We start from the raw sequence: 19,210 nt of genomic DNA on the forward strand, positions 1-19,210 counted from the left end.
CGGTCGACCGAGTTGCGGTACAACGATCGGCCAGCCTACCGCGCGCGGTACGACAACAGGATCACGGGGAGCGATCCGGCAGCACTCCACACAGCAGGAATGTGACGCTCCGCTCCTTCTCCGTCCAGGCGCGCGTGTCCAGCTCGACGGACTGGATGAGGGCGCACTCGACGTCGTACCCGTGCTCCGTCAGATCGCGGCCGAGGCGTTCGGCCGCGTCGCGCGTGGCGGCGTCGGCGACGATGCGCCGGGGGCGGCGGTCGGCCACGGCCGAGACGACGGCCGCTCCCCCGCCGCCGACCCGGACGACGTCCGGTTCGGGCAGGTCCTCCAGCACGTGCGGGGCGGTGCCGCGCACGATCTGGAGCTGGACCCCGAAGCGGCGCGCGGCGGCGTCGGTGCGGGCGCAGGCGTCGATGTCGCGGTCGACGGCGAGGACGGCGGCGCCCGCGCGGGCGGCCTCGGTGGCGAAGGCGCCCGATCCGCAGCCGATGTCCCAGACGAGGTCGCCGGTGCGCGGGCCCAGCCGGGCCAGTTGCGCCGCGCGCAGCAGGTCGGACTCGCCCTCGCCCAGGCCGCCGCCGTAGGCCTCGGCCGGCTGGGTCCAGCCGCGCGGGTCCACGGCGGGGTCGCGGCCGGCGAGCCAGCCGGTGTCCTCGGCGGCGGGGCCGGACCGGCCTCCGATGACGATGACGATGTTCGGGTCGCGCCAGGTGTGGTCGGCGGCCTTGTCGGAGGTGACGACGGTGACCTGTTCGCGTTCGGTGCCGAGTTCCTCGCAGATGACGAAGGTGCGGTGGACGCCGTCCAGGAGCAGGCCGAGTTCGGCGGGGCCGGCGCCGGGCGAGGTGAGGACGGCGACCTTGGTGTGGGCGCGGCATACGTTCACCGCGCGTCGCAGGGTGCGTCGGTGGGCGACGACCACTTGGGCGTCGTCCCAGGGCATGCCCGCACGGGCGAAGGCGGCGGCGACCGAGGAGACCGCGGGGACGACCTCGATCTCCAGGCCGAACTCGGGCGAGCGCAGGGTGCGTACGACGCCGAAGAAGCCGGGGTCGCCGTCGGCGAGCACGACCGCGCTGCCCCGGTGGGCGGCGATGCGGCGGGCGGCGAGGGCGACGCTGCCGAGCCGGATGCGTTCGGCGGCGGGCGGCACCTCGGGCAGGGCCAGGTGGTGCGCCGCGCCGGCCACGAGCGTGGCGGCGCCCAGGGCGGCGCGGGCCGCCGCGGTCAGCGGCGAGCCGTCCCAGCCGATCACCGTGACCCGGTCGGCCATCGTCGTCAGTCTCCAGGGGTCGTCGCAGGTCGTCGTGGAGGGCGGCCCACGACGGGGCGGACCTGGTGAGCGTACCTGGTCGTGCTGTGCGGCCGGGGTTGTCGCCCGTGTCCCCCGGCGGTCAGTTCCAGTCGGCGTACGACGTGAAACCGGCGATGTCGGCGAGCTGCTCGGCGGCGCCTTCCAGGTCCTCGGGGAGCAGGCTCCAGACGATGAAGTCCGTGCGCACGTCGGTCCAGGTACCGTCGTCGGCACGGACGTGGACTATGCAGGCGTTGCGCAGGACGCCCTCGCTGATGGAGCCGATCTTCTGGGCCACCTGCTGGGAGGCGGTGTTGTCGGCGGCGGTGCGGATCTCGATGCGCTCGAACTTCTGGTCGCCGAACAGCCATTGGGCGGTGGCGAGGGCGGCCTCGGAGGCGTAGCCCTCGCCGCGGGCCCAGGGGGCGACGATGTACGACAGCTCGGTGGACCTGATGTGCCAGTCGGTCTTGCCGAGTTGGACGATGCCGACCAGTCGCTGGGTGAGGAACTCCGTGACGGCGAGGTCGAGTCCGCGGCCGGACGCGCGCTCGGCGGGGGCGTACTCGGCGATCCAGGAGCGGGCGCCGTCCTCGCCGAAGGGCTGCGGGACGTCGGTCCAGGCCGCGATCTGTTCGTCGTTCATCATCTCGGCGAGAGCCGGGACGTCGTCCTCGTCGAGGGGACGCAGCACCAACCGCTCCGTGCTGATGGAGATGTTGGGGAAGGTGCTCGTCATGCGCCGCTCCGTAGCCTCGGGACGTCTTCGAAACCGTGAGGTCTGCTGAACTGCCCAGCATGCAGCATGAAAGCACTGAACCGCACCCGGGGTACCCTCCGTTCGCGCACGCGTTCACGCAGAGGGGACACCGGGTGCGGTGGGCGCCCGCTGAAAGGGCGTCAGTGGGTTCAGAAGGAGGCGATGACGGAGCCGGCGTACTCGTCCTCGATGAACTTCTTGACCTCGGGCGAGGTCAGCAGCTCGGCGAGCTTCTTGACGCGCGGGTCGTTCTCGTCGCCCTCCTTGACGGCGAGGAAGTTGCCGTAGGGGTTGTCCTGGGCGGACTCCAGGACGAGGGCGTCCTGGGCGGGCTTGAGGTCGGCCTCGATGGCGTAGTTGCCGTTCACGACGGCCGCGTCCACGTCCTGCAGGGAGCGCGGGGTCTGGGCCGCCTCCAGCTCCTTGAACTTGAAGTTCCTGGGGTTCTTGGTGATGTCCGCGGGGGTCGCCTCGTTGCCCACGCCGTCCTTGAGGGTGATCAGGCCGTTGTCGGCGAGCAGCTTCAGGGCGCGCGCCTCGTTCACGGTGTCGTTGGGCACGGCGATGGTGGCACCGCTCTTGAGGGCGTCGGCGCTCTCGACCTTCTCGGAGTACAGGCCGAGCGGCTCCAGGTGGACCGTGACGACGGGCACGATGTGGGTGCCGTTCTTCTTGTTGAAGTCGTCGAGGTACGGCTGGTTCTGGAAGTAGTTGGCGCCGACGGAGCCGTCCTCCGTGGCCGTGTTCGGGGTCACGTAGTCGGTGAACTCCTTGACCTCGAGGTCGAGGCCCGCCTTCTTCGCCAGGTTGTCCTTGACGAAGTCGAGGATCTCGGCGTGCGGGGTCGGGCTCGCGGCGACGATCAGGGGGCCGTCGGCCTTGGCACCGGAGTCGGACTTGTCGGAGCCGCACGCGGAGAGCCCGAGGGTGAGGGCTCCGGTGGCGAGGACGGCGGTGGTGATCCTGGCGGTGTTACGCACGAAAAGTGCCTTTCCTGAAGGGTGATGCGGCCCCGCGGTGGGTGTGCGGGGAGTTCTGGGGTGTTACGCGACCTTGCCGATGTCGGCGGTCGCGGGCTCCTTCGCCTTCAGCAGGCGGAGCTTCGGCGCGGGCCCGGAGCGGGCGCCGCGGCGGTGCAGGGAGCGGGCGGCGAGGTCGCCGGCGAACTGGATGAGGGAGATGACGACCGCGAGGATCGCCACGGTGATCCACATCAGGCCGGTCTCGAAGCGCTGGTAGCCGTAGCGGACGGCGAGGTCGCCGAGGCCGCCGCCGCCGACCGTGCCGGCCATGGCGGAGTAGCCGATGAGGGCGATGACCGTCGTGGTGGTGCTGGCGATCAGCGAGGGCAGCGCCTCGGGGACGAGGACCTTGCGGACGATCGTCCAGGTGTTGCCGCCCATCGACTGCACGGCCTCCACGAGACCGCCGTCCACTTCCCGGACGGCCGTCTCGACGAGCCGGGCGAAGAAGGGGATGCCGCCGATGGCGAGCGGCACGATCGCGGCCGCGCTGCCGATGGTGGTGCCGGTGATCCAGCGGGTGAAGTCCATCAGCGCGACCATCAGGATGATGAACGGCATCGAGCGGCCGACGTTCACGATCTGCCCGATGACCTTGTTCACCAGGGTGTTCTGGAGCAGTCCGCCCTTGTCGGTGAGGACCAGCAGGATGCCGATGGGCAGGCCCGCGAGGACGGCGATCAGGGTGGACCAGCCGACCATGACGAGCGTCTCGGTACAGGCCTGCTCCAGCAGGGGCCGCATCTCCGACCAGGTCACTGGGCACCGTCCTTCACCAGCAGGTGCGCGTCCTCGGAGGCGCCGAGCACGTCGATCTGGAGGCCCTGTTCGCGCAGGAAGCCGATCGGCACCACGTTGTCCTCGTAGCGGCCGGGGAGTTCGATGCGCATCCGGCCGACCTGGAAGCCGCCGACGGTGTCGATGGCGGCGCCGAGGATGGAGATGTCGATGTTGTAGGTCCGGCTCAGCCGGGAGATCACCGGCTGGGTCGCGGCCTCGCCGTGGAAGGTGACGTCGACGACCGTGCGGTCGTCGCCGGTCGCCTCGCCGCCCACCGGGAAGAGGGCGGCGGCCAGTTCGGAGCCCGGGGTGGCGAGCAGTTCGCTGACGGTGCCGGACTCGACGATGCGGCCCTGGTCCATCAGGGCGGCCGAGTCGCAGATCGACTTGACCACGTCCATCTCGTGCGTGATGAGCAGGACGGTCAGGCCCAGCTGCCGGTTCAGGTCGCGCAGCAACTGGAGGATGGAGCGGGTGGTCTCCGGGTCCAGCGCGCTGGTGGCCTCGTCGGACAGCAGCACCTTGGGGTCGCCGGCCAGGGCGCGGGCGATGCCGACGCGCTGCTTCTGGCCGCCGGAGAGCTGGGCGGGGTAGGCCCTGGCCTTGTCGCCGAGGCCGACCAGGTCGAGCAGTTCGAGCGCCTTGCGGGAACGGTCCCTGCCGGAGAAGCCGAGGATCTCCAGGGGCAGTTCGACGTTGTCCTGGACGGTGCGCGAGGACAGCAGGTTGAAGTGCTGGAAGACCATGCCGATGCGGCTGCGCGCCTGCCGCAGTTCCCGGCCCGCGCGCGGGCCCCGGCCGGCGAGCGCGGTGAGGTCCCGGCCGGCCACGGTGACCGTGCCGGAGGTGGGGCGTTCGAGGAGGTTGACGCAGCGGATGAGCGAGGACTTTCCGGCGCCGGACTGGCCGATGACGCCGTACACCTCGCCTTCGCGGACGTGAAGATCGACGCCGTCGAGGGCGGTGACCTCGCGGCCGCGGGAGCGGTAGACCTTGGTCAGGCCCGTTGTGGTGATCACTGGGGTTTCCGTCACTGTCGAGTGCGCGGCGCGGTGGTGGGCGCAGGGCACGTGGCATGCATGGTCGGGAACGGCCGGATCGCGGCACGGGTTCTCGCCGGCGCGGTGGAACCGGGGGAGAAACTGTGCGCGGGGCGTGCCCGGTCCGGGCGCGTCGGCGCGTGGGACACGAGCGGGCGCTCGCTTCGGGGCGCGAGGCTCAGGTGGTGCGGGGGCCCTCTAGAAGGCGCACATTCGGCACATGCGGCGACACATGTGCGCGTGGAGACACAGACAACGAGCACCGGGCGTCATGGTCGCCTCGGTCGCAGAGATGCGGTAGCTCGTCGCGGTCATGCGATCAGTAAACCAGACCGACGCTCCTGACCGGACACGGCCGTCCGCATAGTGGACAGCCGTGGACACCCGGGGAACCGTTCTCAGTTGCATACGGCGATCTCCACGCCGGCGTCGGTTACCAGTGCGGACAAGGCCGACAGGTCCTTCACGACGAGGTCCGCTGAGAGCTGTCCGGGCCGGTGGGTTGTGGCCAACGCCACGGTCCGCATTCCGGCCGCGCGACCCGCTGCCAGCCCGGCCGGGGCGTCCTCGAAGACGACACAGTGCGCCGGGTCGACGCCGAGATGCCGCGCGGCGAGCAGATAGGGCTCGGGGTCGGGCTTGCCGCGGCTGACCTCGTCGGCGGTGATCAGCGTCTTGGGCCGGATGCCGACGGCGTTCAGGCGGGCCTCGGCCAGGCGGCGGGTGGCGGAGGTGACGACGGCCCAGCGGTCGGCCGGCAAGGCGTCCAGGAGGACCCGGGTGCCCGGCAGCAGTTCCACGCCGCCGGGCACGTCGTCGACCTCCAGTTGCTCGATCCGGGCGACGGCCCGGGGCACGACCTGCGCGGGCAGCAGGTCGGCGGCCGTCTCGACGGCGGTACGGCCGTGCAGCGCGACCCGCTCCAGCTCCTCGGCGGTGATCCCGAACTCGGCCGCCCACCGGGCCCAGCAGTGGTCCACCGAGGCGAGGCTGGACACCAGGGTGCCGTCGTTGTCGAAGAGCAGGGCACGTGCGTGGATCGTCATGGTCTAGACCCTGTGCCGAGCTCCGCTCAAGCCCCCGTCCGGAGGTCCGGGCCCGGCTGCGGCGGACCGCTCGCCGCGTAATAGGGTCGTTGCATGTCTGATGCCCTGACGCTGGTGACCGGTGTCGCCGCGCTGTTGCTCGCCGCCTGGTGCGGCTGGGCGGCCTACCGTGACCAGCCGACGAAGGACTGGCACTTCATCGGGATGGCCGTGGTGTCGGTGCTCGGACTGATCCAGCTCGTGATCGGCATCGTGCAGCTGGCGCGGGGCGAGAAGCCCGAGCAGGGCACGACCATCTTCGTGGCGTATCTGCTGGGCGCGTTCGCGTGCGTGCCGGTGACGGGGTTCATGTCGCTGGCCGAGCGCACCCGCTGGGGCTCGCTCACCGTCACCGCCGGCGGTGTGGTCCTCGCGGTGCTGGAAGTACGGCTCTACGACATCTGGGGAGGCTGAGGTGACGACCGGGGAGGCCGAGACGAGCACCGGCCAGGACAAGCCCGCCCGGCTGATCGGCGGGCCGGGCATGCTGCTGGTCTGGCTGTACGGCGTGATGGTGGTGGGCGCGGTGTCGCGCTCGGCCGTGCAGATCTCGACGGACTTCGACAAGGCGCCGCTGGCGTACTCGCTCTCGGCGGTGGCCGGGCTCGTCTACGGGTTCATCACGTACTCGCTGGTGCGGGGCGGGGAGAGGGCCCGCAGGGCGGCGTTCGTGTGCTGCGCCGCGGAGCTGCTGGGCGTGCTGACCGTCGGCACGTGGACGCTGGCCGATCCGTCGGCGTTCCCCGACGCGACCGTCTGGTCGGACTACGGCATGGGGTATCTGTTCATCCCCGTACTGCTGCCGCTCTCCGCGATGTACTGGCTGCGCAAGGCGCGTTCCCGGCGGAGCGCCTGAGCCGCGTCGCCGGCCCGGGGCCGTAGGGGGCCGCTCGCGGCGCGGCCCCGCCCCTCGACGACGTCAGGCGGTGGCCGCGTAGGCGCCCGCGGCCTTCTCCAGGATGATCATCGGTACGCCGTCGGTGCCCTTGTCCGTGCCCACGGCCACATAGCCCACGCGGCGGTACAGGCGCAGGCCTCCCTCGCTGCGGTGGCCGGCGCTGAGGCGGAAGCGGGTCGCGCCGCGCTGCTCGGCGAGGGCGGACTCGGCGGCCCGCAGCAGCCGGGCGCCGATGCCGTGGCCCTGGAGGCGGGGGTGGACGCAGAGCTTGCCGATGGCGGCGGAGCCGTCCTCGGTGACACGGCCGCGCACCGAGCCGACCACTTCCTCGCCCAGCCGGGCCACGAACACGCAGTCGGCGGCGACCTCCTGGCGCACGGAGTCCAGGCTCTGGACGAGCGGGTCGATGCGGTAGTTGCCGTACAGCGCGGCCTCGCTCTGGAAGCACAGGTACTGCAGCCTGAAGATCTGCTCGGCGTCCCGCTCGGTCGCCTCGGAGATGGTCACGCTCATGCCCATGTGTGCACGCCTCCCGCTCACCTGTCGCCTGTCGTCCTCACTCCTATCCCCGTGCTCCTCCGGCCGCAACCTCCCAGGTGAGCAAACGACGCAGACAACCCAGGCATTTGGAGCGTTCCGGGCCGAGACTGCCCTGTGAGATACCCAACTCGCCTGCGATCTCCCGGTAGGTGAGGTCCCTCGGGGACAGCAGCGCCGCCAGCAGCCGGGGGCAGCGGCCGGGGAGCCGGCCGACCGCCTCGCGCACGGCGCGTCCCCGCGCGGCGCTGATGACCTGCTGCTCGGGGTCGCGGGCGGCCGCGTCGGCGGGCTCGATCCCGTACGGCAGCTCGAACCGTGTCGTACGGCGACTGCGGCGGGCCTCGGCGCGGACGGCGGAGCGCAGCCAGCGCTCGGGGTCGTGCGGCGGGGCGTCCGCGTCGAGGCGCTCCAGCAGGCGCAGCCAGACCGCCTGTTCCAGGTCGCCCGGCTCGGTGCCGGTGGCATGGGCCTCGGCCGACGCCTCGGCGGCCAGCAGCGGGCGCAGGGCGGTGAGCATGTCGTGCGTCATATGCGGCACGACGCGGCCGCCCGGGCGGGCAGTTGCCCGGGCGGCCGGTGGTTCACCTTCAGGAGGCGGGGCGGGGTCAGCCGTTGACGAAGTCCTCGCGGGCGAGCAGGCCGGTGTCCGGCTGGTCGGTGAAGACACCGTCGATGCCGGTGGCGAAGTACGTGCGGTAGGCGCCGAAGACGTCGCCGTAGGCGTCGGGGTCGGTGCCCCTGCGGAAGCTCGTCGGCAGGAAGGGGTTCTCGTTGCGCAGGGTCCAGGGGTGCAGGATCAGCCCGACCTTGTGGGCGTCCGCCACCAGCGTGGTCGGCGTGGTGAGGTTGCCGCTCGCGTCCTTGGGGATGACCAGGTCCAGAGTGGGGCCGATGCCCTGGGCGTAGGAGGCGATCTCCCGCAGCCCGGCCGGCTTGACCAGGTCGGCGACGGTGCGCGGGTCGCCGGCCTCGACGAAGTCCCAGGGGCGGGTGGCCGCGCCGGACAGCAGGACGACCAGGTTGTTGTCGACCAGCTTGTTCAGCCGCTGGATGCTGGTCGGCTCGAAGGACTGGAGGATCACCGGCGAGTCGCGGCGGTCCTTGCGGTGCTTGTGCAGCACCTTGGCGACCCGCTCCTCCAGGCCGAGGCCCAGCTTGCGGAAGTAGCTGGGGTGCTTGAGCTCGGGGTAGATCCAGACCTGCTTGCCGCGCTTGCGGGTCTGCTCGTCCTGCCAGAGCAGCACCTCTTCGAAAGTGGGGATCTCCCAGCGGCCGTTGTAGAGGGTGTTGTGCGGGCGGTTGGCCGGGATGCGCTCGGTGGCGCGCAGGGTCTTCAGCTCGGCGAGCGTGAAGTCCTCGGTGAACCAGCCGGTGACGGAGACGCCGTCCAGCACCTTGGTGGTCTTGCGGTCCGCGAACTCCGGGTAGCTCGCGACGTCCGTGGTGCCGCCGATCTCCGGCTCGTGGCGGCAGACCAGGTGGCCGTCCTTGGTGGGCACGAGGTCGCCGGCCTCGACGATGTCGGCGCCCAGGTCGAGCGCGAGCTGGTAAGAGCCGAGGGTGTGCTCGGGGCGGTAGCCGCTGGCGCCGCGATGGCCGATGATCGTCGGCTTCGGCAGGCTCCTGATCCCGCCTCCCTGCCCGGACGTGCCCGACGCTCCGGCGGCCCGCGCCGTGCCGGACAGGCCCAGGACACCCGCGCCGAGGACGGCCGCGCCCAGCAGGGCCCGCCGTCCGGTGCCGGCCGGCAGCGGCTCGTTCGACTCGTGCGTTCCCATGGGGCGGCCTCCTTGCCGTCGTTCTGTCGCTTGTGTGCGCGCCGATGGTAGGGGCGTGGACATGACCGGAGGGATACCTCGACTCGAACGCGTGGATGACGCTGAATGTCGTACCGGAGGACGAAAATGACGGGCCGTCGGCCTGCTCCGGCGAGTGCGGGGCACCTGACGGTCATGGGCCCGCGCGATGTCCGTCACATCGCCGCATCCGGGTTACGGGCGCCCTGCGCGAGCCTGTCGCAGGTAAACAGTGGTCAATTTCGCGTAAGACGTGCGTGAACCCGATGTGCGCAACCCCCGTGGCCGCGAGTATCGTCCTCACCTGCACAGACTCATACAGAATTCACCGTCGTCCACCTCGACACCGGAGGACCCGTTGTCCCGCTTCGCCCTCATCAAGGCAGTGCTCGGTCCGATCATGCGCCTGATGTTCCGCCCCCGGGTGGAGGGAGTGGAGAACATCCCGGGCGAGGGTCCGGTCATCCTCGCGGGCAACCACGTGACTTTCATCGACTCGATGATCCTGCCGCTGGTCTGCGACCGTCAGGTGTTCTTCATCGGCAAGGACGAGTACGTCACCGGCAAGGGGCTCAAGGGCCGGCTCATGGCCTGGTTCTTCACCGGCGTCGGCATGATCCCCGTGGACCGCGACGGCGGCAAGGGCGGGGTGGCCGCGCTGATGACCGGGCGCCGGGTGCTGGAGGAGAGGCGGGTGTTCGGCATCTACCCCGAGGGGACACGGTCGCCCGACGGGCGGCTGTACCGGGGGCGTACGGGTATCGCGCGGCTGACCCTGATGACCGGGGCGCCGGTCGTGCCCTTCGCGATGATCGGCACGGACAAGATCCAGCCGGGCGGGGCGGGGATGCCTCGGCCGAGCCGGGTCACCGTGCGGTTCGGTGAGGCGCTGGAGTTCTCCCGGTACGAGGGGATGGACCGGGACCGGTATGTGCTGCGGGCCGTGACGGACTCGGTGATGACCGAGGTCATGCGGCTGTCGGGGCAGGAGTATGTGGATATGTACGCGACGAAGGCGAAGGCCGCGTAGCGCTCCGCGGGGGGCGGGGGCAGGGTCGCTTCTGTTGTGGGGTGCGTGCGGGTTGGTTGTGGCTTGTCGCGCCGTTCCCCGCGCCCCTTTAGGGCGGTTGCCCCCTGGCGTGCGGGGTTGTTCTGGGGTTTCAGGGTTCGCCTGGCCGCCGTTGGGGCGTTGATGTGGGGCGGGTGCGGGTTGGTTGTGGGTTGTCGCGCCGTTCCCCGCGCCCCTAGAGGGTGGTTGCCCCCCTGGCGTGCGGGGTTGCTCTGGGGTTTCAGGGTTCGCCTCGCCGCCGTTGGGGCGTTGACGTGGGGCGGGTGCGGGTTGGTTGTGGGTTGTCGCGCCGTTCCCCGCGCCCCTAGAGGGTGGTTGTCCCCCTGGCGTGGGGGGGTTTGTTCTGGGGTTTCAGGGTTCGCCTGGCCGCCGTTGGGGCGTTGCCCGCGGCCCTTTAGGGCGGGTGCCCTACTCGGTGGTTTCCAGGGATTGGTGCTTCAGCATGAACCAGGCTGCCGCTGAGGCGGCCAGGAGGACTGCTGCTCCTGCGGCGGAGGCCACGGCCAGGCCGTCGACGAAGCTTTGGCGGGCGGCGTCGAGGAGGGGGCCGGCCGTGGCGGCGGGGAGGCCGCCTGAGGCCTCGACCGCGCCGCCGAGGGACTCGTGGGCCTCGGCGGGGCTGCCGGCCGGGGCCGGGAAACCCTTGTAGATGCCCGTGACGATCGAGCCCAGCAGCGCGATGCCCAGCGCCGCGCCCAGTTCGTACGCAGTCTCCGAGACCGCGGACGCGGCGCCCGCCTGGTCCTTGGGCACGGACCCGAGGATCACGTCCGCCGTGACGGTGAACGAGAAGCCCGCGCCAACGCCCACCACCAGCAGGGCCGCGCCCAGCACCGGATAGCCGGTGGACTGGTCGAGGAAGGTCAGCGCGCCCAGGGCGAGACCGACGGCGGCGAGACCGCCGGAGACGACCGCGCGCACCGAGTGGCGACGGGCCACCTGGCCCGCGACCAGACCGGCCGCCACCGCGCCCACCGCGGCGGGGAGTTCCGCCAGACCGGCCTCGAAGGGGCGCCTGCCCTGGACGAGTTGCAGGTACTGGGAGAGGAAGAACACCAGGCCGGACATGCCGAGGACGGTCAGCAGGTCGGCCAGCACCGCGCCGCTGAAGCCGCGGCGGGAGAACAGGCGCATGTCCAGCAGCGGGGTCGGCAGGGTGAGCTGGCGGCGGACGAAGCCGTACAGCGCGGCCACGCCCAGCACGCCCACGACGAGCGGTTTCGGGCTCAGGCCGTGCGACGCGGCTTCCTTGACCCCGTACACCACGGCGATCATGCCGACCAGGGACAGCAGCACGCTGGGCAGGTCCCAGGGGCCGGGCCGGGGGTTGCGCGACTCGGGCAGCGTCCTGATGCCGACGAGAACCAGGACGATCATGACCGGCACGTTGATGAGGAAAACCGAGCCCCACCAGAAGTGCTCCAGCAGGATGCCGCCCACGATCGGGCCGACGGCCGTACCGGCCGAGGCGGTGGCACCCCAGATGCCGTGGCGAGGCTGCGCTCGCGCGGGTCGTGGAAGAGGTTGCGGATCAGCGCGAGCGTGGCCGGCATCAGGGTGGCGCCGGCGACTCCGAGCAGCGCGCGGGCCGCGATCATCATCTCGGGGCTCGTCGCGTAGGCGTTGAGCACGGATATCGTGCCGAACGCGGTGGCACCGACCAGCAGGATGCGCTTACGGCCGATGCGGTCGCCGAGGCTGCCCATGGTGACGAGCAGACCGGCGATCACGAAGGAGTAGACGTCGCCGATCCACAGCAGCTGGGTGCCCGAGGGGTTGAGATCTTCGCTGATGAAGGGAGTCGCGAGACCGAGGACCGTCGCGTCGACGGCCACCAGCAGCACGGCGAGCACGAGAACGGACAGCGCCAGCCAGCGGTCCGGGCGCTTCACCGCCTCCGTCGTGGACGCCGGCCGCAGGGTGCTGGTCATGATTTTTCTCTCCGTAGCGCGCCACCGAGCAGCAGTTCGGTGATCATGTGGGTGAAGTCCTTCGTGGCCACGCGACCGTCCTGCATCGCCCAGGCGTAGGAGGCGATCAGTCCGTAGAGCGCCTCGGTGAGCCAGACGGGGCTGAGGTCGATCCGGAATTCGCCCGCCTGCTGGCCCCGTACGAACACCGCGCCGATACGGGTGTCGAGCCGCAGCCAGCCGGCGTCCTGTTCGCCCGCCCAGAGCTGGCTCTCGCCGTACAGGAAGGCGAGCAGCCCGGCGGCGGGCTGGATCTCGCGCACGAGCCGGTGCACGGCCTCGCCCGCGGACCCCTCGTCCAGCCGCGCCGCGTCCAGCGCGGCCTCGCACTCGGCGATCCCGAGTGCTTCCAGAGCCCGCACGAGCGCGTCGCGCCCCGCGAACTGGCGGTGCAGGGTCGCCCGGCTGATCCCGGCGGCCTTGGCCACCTCGTCCATCGTGGCGGTGGAGTTGCGGGTCAGCAGGGCTGCGGCGGTACGCAGTACGTGCTCACGGTCGACGGCCATGAGACAACCATATCCCAGGTGAGACACCGCTGTCTCATGGCGGGCATGTGTGACTCACGGCCGGGGCTCGGCAAGGGCCGTACTCAGTGCCAGGGCAGCCGGCCGCGCCGCTCCCAGTACGCGTGCGGGTCCTCGGCCAGCGCGGCCAGGCGGGCGAGCTGATCGTCGTCGAGGTCCACGACGGGGGCGTGCAGATTGGAGGCGAGCTGGAGGGCGGTCGCGGCGCCGGAGAGGACCACGCCGGCCCAGGGCTGACGCAGGACCACGGCGAGGGCGACCGCGTCACAGCCGAGGGAGGTCTCCGCGGCGACCGCCTTCAGTTCGGCCGGGGCGTGCGGCTCCGCGAGGCGGCCGTTGGCCATGCCCTCCTTCACGATCACCGTGAGTCCGGCGTCGTGCGCCTCGGCGAGGGCGGAGGCGGCGGAGGTCTCCAGGAGGTTGTACGTGGACTGGACCGTACGGAAGAGGGGTTCGTCGTCCACCGTCACGGCGAGTGCCGCGCGGATCGCGTCGGCCTGGGCCGGGCCGCTGGTGGAGAAGCCGACCGAGACGCCCCGCGCGGACGCCTCCGCGAGTTCGGCGTGCAGGGCCTTGTCGGTGAGGGCGGGGCTGTCCGGGGTGACCGAGTGGATCTGGTAGAGGTCGAGGTGGTCGCCGAGCAGGGCGTCGGTCTCGGCGCGCTGGCGTTCGTACGCGGCGAGGCCATGGTCCTTGACCTCGTGCCGCTCGGCGTCGGTGGACCAGTCCGCGGTGTAGGTGTAGCCCCATTTGCTGCCGATGACCACGTCTTCGGCCTCGGGGTGGGTGTTCAGCCAGTCGGCGAGGAACTCCTCCGAGCGGCCGTAGGAGCGGGCGGCGTCGAAGTAGCGCACGCCCTGGGCGTATGCGGCGTCGAGGAGTTCGTGGGTGCGGGCCTTGAGGGCTTCGACCGTGCGGTCCTCGGGGAGGTCGGTGTCCCGGCCGAGATTGATGTAGCCCGGTCGGCCGACTGCGGCCAGGCCCAGGCCGAGGTGGCAGGTGGGGGTGGTGGCCTGGGCGAGGCGGGCGAAGGGCATCGCGGGCTCCGTTCGGTCGGCTCCGGGGTGTGGCTCCGGTGGGGCTTCGACCAACGTAACCCGCGATGTCCTTTTGTGATGGCCCGGCAGTTGGCGCCGCCGGTTGTTGGGGGCTGTTTGCGCAGTTCCTCGCGTCCCTTTGGGGGGTGGGGGCTTCTGCGGGTGCGCGGCTTTCTGTTCTTCGTGGTCGTTCGCGCCGTTCCCCGCGCCCCTGGGGGGTGGGGGCTTCTGCGGGTGCGCGGCTTTCTGTTCTTCGTGGTCGTTCGCGCCGTTCCCCGCGCCCCTGGGGGTGGGGGCTTCTGCGGGTGCGCGGCTTTCTGTTGTTCGTGGTTGTTCGCGCAGTTCCCCGCGCCCCTTGGGGGGTGGGGGCTTCTGCCGTCTGCGGCTGTGCGTTGTCTGTGGTTGTTCGCGCAGTTCCCCGCGCCCCTGGGGGGTGGTTGTGCTGGTTCTCCTGTGTCCCTTTGGGGCGTTGTTCTGGGGTTCTAGGGGCGGTTCTTGGCCGTGGACCAGGTGTGCTGGGCTGCGAGGTCGGATTTGAGTTCGGTGAGCTGGGTGGCTACCGCGGTGGGGGCCGTGCCGCCTCGGCCGTTGCGGGAGGCGAGGGCGCCCGGGACGTTCAGGACCGTGCGGACCTCGGGCGTCAGGTGGGCGCTGATCTTGGCGAACTGCTCGTCCGTGAGCTCGTCCAGCTCCTTGCCCTCGGCCTCGGCGGCCTTGACGCACTCCCCCGCCACCTCGTGGGCGACCCGGAAGGGCACGCCCTGCTTGACCAGCCACTCGGCGATGTCGGTGGCCAGGGAGAAGCCGGCCGGGGCCAGTTCCTCCATGCGCTCGCGGTGCACGGTGAGGGTGGCCATCATGCCGGTGAAGGCGGGGAGCAGGACCTCCAGCTGGTCGATGGAGTCGAAGACCGGCTCCTTGTCCTCCTGGAGGTCACGGTTGTAGGCGAGCGGGAGCGCCTTCAGCGTCGCCATCAGGCCGGTGAGGTTGCCGATCAGACGGCCGGACTTGCCACGGGCCAGCTCGGCGATGTCCGGGTTCTTCTTCTGCGGCATGATCGACGAGCCGGTGGAGAAGGCGTCGTGCAGGGTCACGAAGGAGAACTCCTTCGTGTTCCAGATGATGACCTCCTCGGCGATCCGGGAGAGGTTCACCCCGATCATCGCGGTGATGAAGGCGAACTCGGCGACGAAGTCCCGCGAGGCCGTGCCGTCGATGGAGTTGCCGACGCTGCCGTGCTCGAAGCCGAGGTCCGCGGCGACCGCCTCCGGGTCCAGGCCGAGCGAGGAGCCGGCGAGGGCGCCGGAGCCGTACGGCGAGACCGCCGTGCGCTCGTCCCACTGGCGCAGGCGCTCCGCGTCCCGGGACAGGGCCTGGACATGGGCCAGCACATGGTGGGCGAACAGCACCGGCTGGGCGTGCTGGAGGTGGGTGCGGCCGGGCATCGCCACGTCCGGGTGCGCCTCGGCGAGACCGATCAGCGCGTCCTGGAGCTCGGCGATCAGACCCGCGACGACGCGCGCGTGGTCGCGCAGGTACATCCGGAACAGGGTGGCCACCTGGTCGTTGCGCGACCGGCCGGCCCGCAGCTTGCCGCCCAGGTCCGGGCCGAGCCGCTCCAGCAGACCGCGCTCCAGGGCGGTGTGGACGTCCTCGTCGGCGATCGTGCCCGTGAACGAGCCGTCGGCGACGTCCGCCTCCAGTTGGTCCAGGCCGGCGATCATCCGGGTCAGCTCGTCCTCGGTGAGCAGGCCCGCCTTGTGCAGCACGCGCGCGTGGGCGCGCGAACCGGCGATGTCGTAGGGGGCGAGCCGCCAGTCGAAGTGGACGGACGCGGACAGTTTCGCCAGGGCCTCGGCGGGACCGTCGGCGAACCGGCCGCCCCAGAGCCGTACGTCACCGCTGCTGCTGCTCACTGCACTGCTCCTAGGAAGACGACGTTGGTATGCATGAGTATGCAGACCTTTGCATGATTCGTCAAAGCCGGGTCGTCCGGGTCGTAGACGGTGGTGATATTCGAGGGACAGGTGGGCCGCGGCCCCGGGAGAATCCTTAGACATGGGAAAGACTTACGAACGCATAGACGGCCGGCTCCGAACCTTCATCGAGGAGCAGCCGCTCTTCTTCACCGCGACCGCGCCGCTGGCGGCGGACGGCACGGTCAACCTCTCCCCCAAGGGTCTCAAGGGATCCTTCGTGGTGCTCGACGAACTCACCGTGGCGTACCTGGACTTCGCCGGTTCCACCGCCGAGACGGTCGCGCATCTGCGGGAGAACGGGCGGATCACCCTGATGTGGTGCGCGTTCCAGGGGCCGCCGAACATCGTGCGGGTGCACGGGCGCGGAGAGGCCGTGCTGCGGGACGACCCCCGCTTCGGGGAGCTGCTGGCGCCCTTCGCCGGCATCGACCCCGCGAACCACGGGCTGCGGGCGATCGTCGTGGTCACCGCGGAGGTGATCCGGGACAGCTGCGGGTACACGGTGCCGTTCATGGCGTACGAGCAGGACCGGGATCTGCACGGCCGGCGGTTCGAGCGGGAGGACGACGCCTCGCTGAGCGCCTACTTCGCGAAGAAGGAGCACATCGCCACGAGCCTCGACGGCCTGCCGGGGCTGCCCCTGCCGCTGCCGCCCCTGCCGTAGCGGCGACGTCCCGCGGCGGTCACTGAACGGCTCGGCGTTCTCCTGCGTATCTCAGGGCCCAGGGAAGACACACGTCCCCGCTCCCGGAGGAACCGTGACCACGACCCTCGCAAGCGGTCGGGCCGCCAGGCGGCAGACCATGCGTCGGATACGGCCCCGCCGCTCGCCCGCGGTGCCGTTGCTGCTCGGCCTGTGGGCCGGCGCGGCCGGCGTGCTCTGGCTGTGGTGGGACAACACACCCGCCGTGGCGGACCGGGCCGGGTGGATCCTGAACGCGGGACGGATCACCGGGCTGATCGCCGGGTATCTGATGGCGCTGGTGGTGCTCCAGATGGCCCGGGTGCCCGCCCTGGAGCGGCGGGTCGGCTCCGACCGGGTCGCGCGCTGGCACGCCATGACCGGGCGGTACACCCTCTGCCTGGTCCTCGCCCATGTGCTGCTCACCATGTGGGGGTACGCCCTCCAGGCGGGCCGCGGCCTCGGTGACATCGTCGCGCAGACGGTCGAGTCGGTGACCGGGCTGCCCGAGATGGGCAAGGCCGCCATCGGGACCGGTCTGCTGCTGCTCATCGGGCTGGTCTCGATCGGCGGGGTGCGGCGCAGGCTGCCGTACGACACCTGGTACCACGTGCATCTGATGACGTACGCGGCGGTGTTCCTGACGTTCTGGCACCAGATCGCCACCGGCAACGACTTCGCCGTGCAGCCGATCGCGAAGACCGTCTGGACCGGGCTGTACGCCGGGGTCACCGCGCTGCTGCTCTGGTACCGGGTGCTGACGCCGCTCCGGCTGAACCTGCGGCACCGGATGCGGGTCGAGGCGGTGATCGAGGAGACCCCGGGCATCGTGTCCGTGCTGATCAGCGGGCGCAAGCTGCACCGGATGGGCGCGGAGGCGGGCCAGTTCTTCCGCTGGCGGTTCCTCGCGCCGGGCATGCGGTTCAGCTCGCACCCCTACTCGCTGTCGGCGGCGCCGCGGCCCGGCCTGCTGCGGATCACCGTCAAGGCGATCGGCGACCACAGCTCCCGGCTGCGCGACCTCACGCCGGGCACCCGGGTGTGGGCCGAGGGGCCGTACGGGGCGCTGACCGCGCAGCGGCGCAGCCGTGGCAAGGTGCTGCTGGTCGCGGGCGGTGTGGGGATCACGCCGATGCGGGCCCTGTTCGAGACGCTGCCCGGCGCTGCCGGGGACATCACCCTGCTGTACCGGGCCAACAGCACCCAGGACCTGGCGCTGTGGAGCGAGCTGGCGGCGATCGCCGACGAGCGCGGCGCGCGGCTGATGTACGCGGTCAACAGCCCGGACGGGGAGCGGCCGGACATCTCCGCGCAGACCCTCCAGCGCAAGATCCCGGACGTGGAACGCCACGACGTGTTCATGTGCGGGCCGACCGGTTTCGCGCGGTCGGTGTACCAGGCGCTGCGGGACGCGGGTGTCCCGGCCCGGCGGATCCACCACGAGTCCTTCGAGATGTGACCCCGTCCGGGGCGCCCCAGGAGTTTCGATGAAGAAGAACCACCCCGTCCGGCGTTTCGTGCTGGCCACCGCCGCGACCGTGTCCGGGATCGTGCTGCTGCTGTCGCTCAAGCCGGGGACCGACCCGGCCAACGCCGCGGCGCAGGTCCCGGCCCCGCCGCCCGCCGCCCAGGGCGGCGCGGCGGGCGGCGCCCAGGCACCCGGCGGCACCACCGTCACCGGCACGGCCGCGCGCACCCAGTACGGCACCGTCCAGGTCCGGGTCACCGTCGTCGGCGGCAGGATCACGCAGGCCGAGGCGGTGCAGGCGCCCAGCGGCGGCCGCAGTTCCGAGATCAGCGGCAACGCCGTGCCGCGTCTCAACCAGGCGGCCGTGGCGGCGCAGAACGCGCGGATCGACACCGTGTCGGGAGCGACGTACACCAGCGAGGGCTATCGGCGGTCCCTCCAGTCGGCTCTCGACCGGGCCTCCGGTGCCTGACGGCGATCCGCCACCGACTCCCGCCACGGTGCGCCGGACGGAGGAGGTCATGGGGACGGTCTTCTCCTTCGACGTCCGCGGCGGGGACCCCGACGCGGTCCGGGCGGCCCTGGCCGACGCCGTGGCCGAACTGCACCGGGCCGACGAGGTGTTCAGCACCTATCGCAAGGCCAGCCAGCTCTCCCGCCTGGCCCGTGGCGAGCTGTCCCCGGCCGAGTGCGCCCCGGAGGTCGCCGAGGTGCTCCGGCTGGGCGCGCGGGCGGAGCGGGTCAGCAACGGCTGGTTCAGCACGTCGTACGCAGGGCGCCTGGATCCGACCGGAATCGTCAAGGGCTGGGCGACGGAACGCGCCGCCCGGCGTCTGACGGCCGCCGGCGCGACCGGGGTCAGCGTCAACGGCGGTGGAGACGTGCAGTTGCTGGGCGCCCCCGGTCCGGAACGTCCCTGGCGGGTCGGGGTGGCGGATCCGCTGCGGCCGGGCGGTCTGGCGGCGGTGGTCTCGGCGGGGACGGCCCCCGAACTTGCCGTCGCCACCTCGGGCAGCACCGAACGCGGTGCCCACATCACCGATCCGCGCACGGGCCGCTCCGCGGTGACCGACCTGCTGGCGGTCACCGTGGTGGCTCCCAGCCTGACCTGGGCGGACTGCTGGGCCACGGCGGCCTTCGCGATGGGGTCGCGCGAAGGGCTGGCCTGGCTGGACTCACTGCCGGACGTGGAGGCCCTCCTCGTCACCGCGGGCGACGAGGTCAGATGCACGGCGGGCCTGGCGTCCTGGCTGGGCTGAGCGG

The 19,210-nt window shown here is 71.5% G+C and carries 19 protein-coding genes and 1 pseudogene; 7 read left to right on the forward strand and 13 right to left on the reverse strand.

The genetic code is table 11. The features are described from left to right. Positions 1-61: 61 nt before the first annotated feature. The 6 genes from cbiE to ABZZ79_RS17015 all read right to left on the reverse strand — a co-directional run bounded on the left by cbiE (position 62) and on the right by ABZZ79_RS17015 (position 5,945). Complete coding sequence (gene cbiE, locus ABZZ79_RS16990; RefSeq protein WP_356689709.1) at positions 62-1,276, reverse strand: precorrin-6y C5,15-methyltransferase (decarboxylating) subunit CbiE; 1,215 nt, start codon at positions 1,274-1,276, stop codon at positions 62-64. Between the two features lie 121 nt (positions 1,277-1,397). After that, positions 1,398-2,036, reverse strand: a complete 639-nt coding sequence (locus ABZZ79_RS16995; protein ID WP_356689710.1) for a GNAT family N-acetyltransferase — start codon at positions 2,034-2,036, stop codon at positions 1,398-1,400. Positions 2,037-2,206: 170 nt separating this feature from the next. Then, the gene (locus ABZZ79_RS17000) at positions 2,207-3,037 is read right to left on the reverse strand and encodes a MetQ/NlpA family ABC transporter substrate-binding protein (RefSeq protein ID WP_356689711.1); all 831 of its coding nucleotides are present in this window, start codon (positions 3,035-3,037) and stop codon (positions 2,207-2,209) included. 63 nt (positions 3,038-3,100) lie between these two features. Beyond that, positions 3,101-3,838: a methionine ABC transporter permease gene (locus ABZZ79_RS17005; protein ID WP_356689712.1), complete on the reverse strand. Its 738-nt coding sequence runs from the start codon at positions 3,836-3,838 to the stop codon at positions 3,101-3,103. Then, the gene (locus ABZZ79_RS17010) at positions 3,835-4,878 is read right to left on the reverse strand and encodes an ATP-binding cassette domain-containing protein (protein ID WP_356689713.1); all 1,044 of its coding nucleotides are present in this window, start codon (positions 4,876-4,878) and stop codon (positions 3,835-3,837) included. Before ABZZ79_RS17010 ends, ABZZ79_RS17005 begins: the two co-directional genes overlap by 4 nt. A gap of 419 nt (positions 4,879-5,297) precedes the next feature. Next, the gene (locus ABZZ79_RS17015) at positions 5,298-5,945 is read right to left on the reverse strand and encodes an HAD-IA family hydrolase (RefSeq protein ID WP_356689714.1); all 648 of its coding nucleotides are present in this window, start codon (positions 5,943-5,945) and stop codon (positions 5,298-5,300) included. Between the two features lie 93 nt (positions 5,946-6,038). On the opposite strand from ABZZ79_RS17015, the gene ABZZ79_RS17020 reads away from it, so the two are divergent. After that, positions 6,039-6,398, forward strand: coding sequence for a hypothetical protein (locus ABZZ79_RS17020; RefSeq protein ID WP_356689715.1), 360 nt, complete (start codon positions 6,039-6,041; stop codon positions 6,396-6,398). A 70-nt stretch (positions 6,399-6,468) separates the two neighbouring features. After that, positions 6,469-6,840 (forward strand): hypothetical protein, encoded by a 372-nt coding sequence (locus tag ABZZ79_RS17025; RefSeq protein WP_356689844.1) that lies wholly within the window; start codon positions 6,469-6,471, stop codon positions 6,838-6,840. Between the two features lie 63 nt (positions 6,841-6,903). Here the strand turns inward: ABZZ79_RS17025 and ABZZ79_RS17030 are convergent, their stop codons facing one another. The 3 genes from ABZZ79_RS17030 to ABZZ79_RS17040 all read right to left on the reverse strand — a co-directional run bounded on the left by ABZZ79_RS17030 (position 6,904) and on the right by ABZZ79_RS17040 (position 9,200). After that, on the reverse strand, positions 6,904-7,401 hold the full coding sequence (locus ABZZ79_RS17030; RefSeq protein ID WP_356689716.1) for a GNAT family N-acetyltransferase: 498 nt from the start codon (positions 7,399-7,401) through the stop codon (positions 6,904-6,906). A 43-nt stretch (positions 7,402-7,444) separates the two neighbouring features. Further along, entirely contained in the window at positions 7,445-7,951 is a 507-nt protein-coding gene (locus ABZZ79_RS17035; RefSeq protein ID WP_356689717.1) for a sigma-70 family RNA polymerase sigma factor, read from the reverse strand. Positions 7,952-8,027: 76 nt separating this feature from the next. Continuing rightward, the gene (locus tag ABZZ79_RS17040; protein WP_356689718.1) at positions 8,028-9,200 is read right to left on the reverse strand and encodes a glycerophosphodiester phosphodiesterase; all 1,173 of its coding nucleotides are present in this window, start codon (positions 9,198-9,200) and stop codon (positions 8,028-8,030) included. A 376-nt stretch (positions 9,201-9,576) separates the two neighbouring features. On the opposite strand from ABZZ79_RS17040, the gene ABZZ79_RS17045 reads away from it, so the two are divergent. Next, complete coding sequence (locus ABZZ79_RS17045) at positions 9,577-10,248, forward strand: lysophospholipid acyltransferase family protein (RefSeq protein ID WP_356689719.1); 672 nt, start codon at positions 9,577-9,579, stop codon at positions 10,246-10,248. Positions 10,249-10,695: 447 nt separating this feature from the next. Here ABZZ79_RS17045 and ABZZ79_RS17050 read toward each other — a convergent pair. The 4 genes and pseudogenes from ABZZ79_RS17050 to argH form a co-directional block, all read right to left on the reverse strand. Beyond that, positions 10,696-12,218: pseudogene (locus ABZZ79_RS17050) on the reverse strand (MFS transporter). Next, positions 12,215-12,763, reverse strand: coding sequence for a helix-turn-helix domain-containing protein (locus ABZZ79_RS17055; protein ID WP_356689720.1), 549 nt, complete (start codon positions 12,761-12,763; stop codon positions 12,215-12,217). The pseudogene ABZZ79_RS17050 and the gene ABZZ79_RS17055 overlap by 4 nt, the downstream one beginning before the upstream one ends. An 83-nt stretch (positions 12,764-12,846) precedes the next feature. Continuing rightward, positions 12,847-13,818 carry an aldo/keto reductase gene (locus tag ABZZ79_RS17060; protein ID WP_356689721.1) on the reverse strand — a complete coding sequence of 324 codons (972 nt, stop codon included), beginning with the start codon at positions 13,816-13,818 and terminating at the stop codon, positions 12,847-12,849. A 482-nt stretch (positions 13,819-14,300) separates the two neighbouring features. Continuing rightward, on the reverse strand, positions 14,301-15,734 hold the full coding sequence (gene argH / locus ABZZ79_RS17065; protein WP_356689722.1) for an argininosuccinate lyase: 1,434 nt from the start codon (positions 15,732-15,734) through the stop codon (positions 14,301-14,303). 142 nt (positions 15,735-15,876) lie between these two features. Here argH and ABZZ79_RS17070 point away from each other — a divergent pair, with 142 nt between their 5' ends. The 4 genes from ABZZ79_RS17070 (at position 15,877) to ABZZ79_RS17085 (ending at position 19,206) form a co-directional block, all read left to right on the forward strand. Next, on the forward strand, positions 15,877-16,461 hold the full coding sequence (locus tag ABZZ79_RS17070) for a pyridoxamine 5'-phosphate oxidase family protein (protein WP_356689723.1): 585 nt from the start codon (positions 15,877-15,879) through the stop codon (positions 16,459-16,461). A gap of 94 nt (positions 16,462-16,555) precedes the next feature. Then, a complete protein-coding gene (locus ABZZ79_RS17075) occupies positions 16,556-17,938 on the forward strand; it encodes a ferredoxin reductase family protein (protein ID WP_356689724.1) in 1,383 nt (460 codons plus the stop codon). Between the two features lie 28 nt (positions 17,939-17,966). Further along, positions 17,967-18,419, forward strand: coding sequence for an FMN-binding protein (locus ABZZ79_RS17080; protein ID WP_356689725.1), 453 nt, complete (start codon positions 17,967-17,969; stop codon positions 18,417-18,419). 49 nt (positions 18,420-18,468) lie between these two features. Continuing rightward, positions 18,469-19,206 (forward strand): FAD:protein FMN transferase, encoded by a 738-nt coding sequence (locus ABZZ79_RS17085; protein WP_356689726.1) that lies wholly within the window; start codon positions 18,469-18,471, stop codon positions 19,204-19,206. Positions 19,207-19,210: the final 4 nt, after the last annotated feature.

Origin of the sequence: Streptomyces sp. NPDC006458 (genome assembly GCF_040612135.1) — a bacterium.
Lineage (GTDB): Bacteria > Actinomycetota > Actinomycetes > Streptomycetales > Streptomycetaceae > Streptomyces.

Excerpts from the sequence above, each read along its gene's own strand:
- cbiE (WP_356689709.1), bottom strand. The coding sequence starts at position 1,276 with ATGGCCGACCGGGTCACGGTGATCGGCTGGGACGGCTCGCCGCTGACC.
- ABZZ79_RS16995 (WP_356689710.1), bottom strand. The coding sequence starts at position 2,036 with ATGACGAGCACCTTCCCCAACATCTCCATCAGCACGGAGCGGTTGGTG.
- ABZZ79_RS17015 (WP_356689714.1), bottom strand. The coding sequence starts at position 5,945 with ATGACGATCCACGCACGTGCCCTGCTCTTCGACAACGACGGCACCCTG.
- ABZZ79_RS17020 (WP_356689715.1), top strand. The coding sequence starts at position 6,039 with ATGTCTGATGCCCTGACGCTGGTGACCGGTGTCGCCGCGCTGTTGCTC.
- ABZZ79_RS17025 (WP_356689844.1), top strand. The coding sequence starts at position 6,469 with ATGCTGCTGGTCTGGCTGTACGGCGTGATGGTGGTGGGCGCGGTGTCG.
- ABZZ79_RS17030 (WP_356689716.1), bottom strand. The coding sequence starts at position 7,401 with ATGGGCATGAGCGTGACCATCTCCGAGGCGACCGAGCGGGACGCCGAG.
- ABZZ79_RS17035 (WP_356689717.1), bottom strand. The coding sequence starts at position 7,951 with ATGACGCACGACATGCTCACCGCCCTGCGCCCGCTGCTGGCCGCCGAG.
- ABZZ79_RS17040 (WP_356689718.1), bottom strand. The coding sequence starts at position 9,200 with ATGGGAACGCACGAGTCGAACGAGCCGCTGCCGGCCGGCACCGGACGG.
- ABZZ79_RS17055 (WP_356689720.1), bottom strand. The coding sequence starts at position 12,763 with ATGGCCGTCGACCGTGAGCACGTACTGCGTACCGCCGCAGCCCTGCTG.
- ABZZ79_RS17060 (WP_356689721.1), bottom strand. The coding sequence starts at position 13,818 with ATGCCCTTCGCCCGCCTCGCCCAGGCCACCACCCCCACCTGCCACCTC.
- ABZZ79_RS17070 (WP_356689723.1), top strand. The coding sequence starts at position 15,877 with ATGGGAAAGACTTACGAACGCATAGACGGCCGGCTCCGAACCTTCATC.
- ABZZ79_RS17080 (WP_356689725.1), top strand. The coding sequence starts at position 17,967 with ATGAAGAAGAACCACCCCGTCCGGCGTTTCGTGCTGGCCACCGCCGCG.
- ABZZ79_RS17085 (WP_356689726.1), top strand. The coding sequence starts at position 18,469 with ATGGGGACGGTCTTCTCCTTCGACGTCCGCGGCGGGGACCCCGACGCG.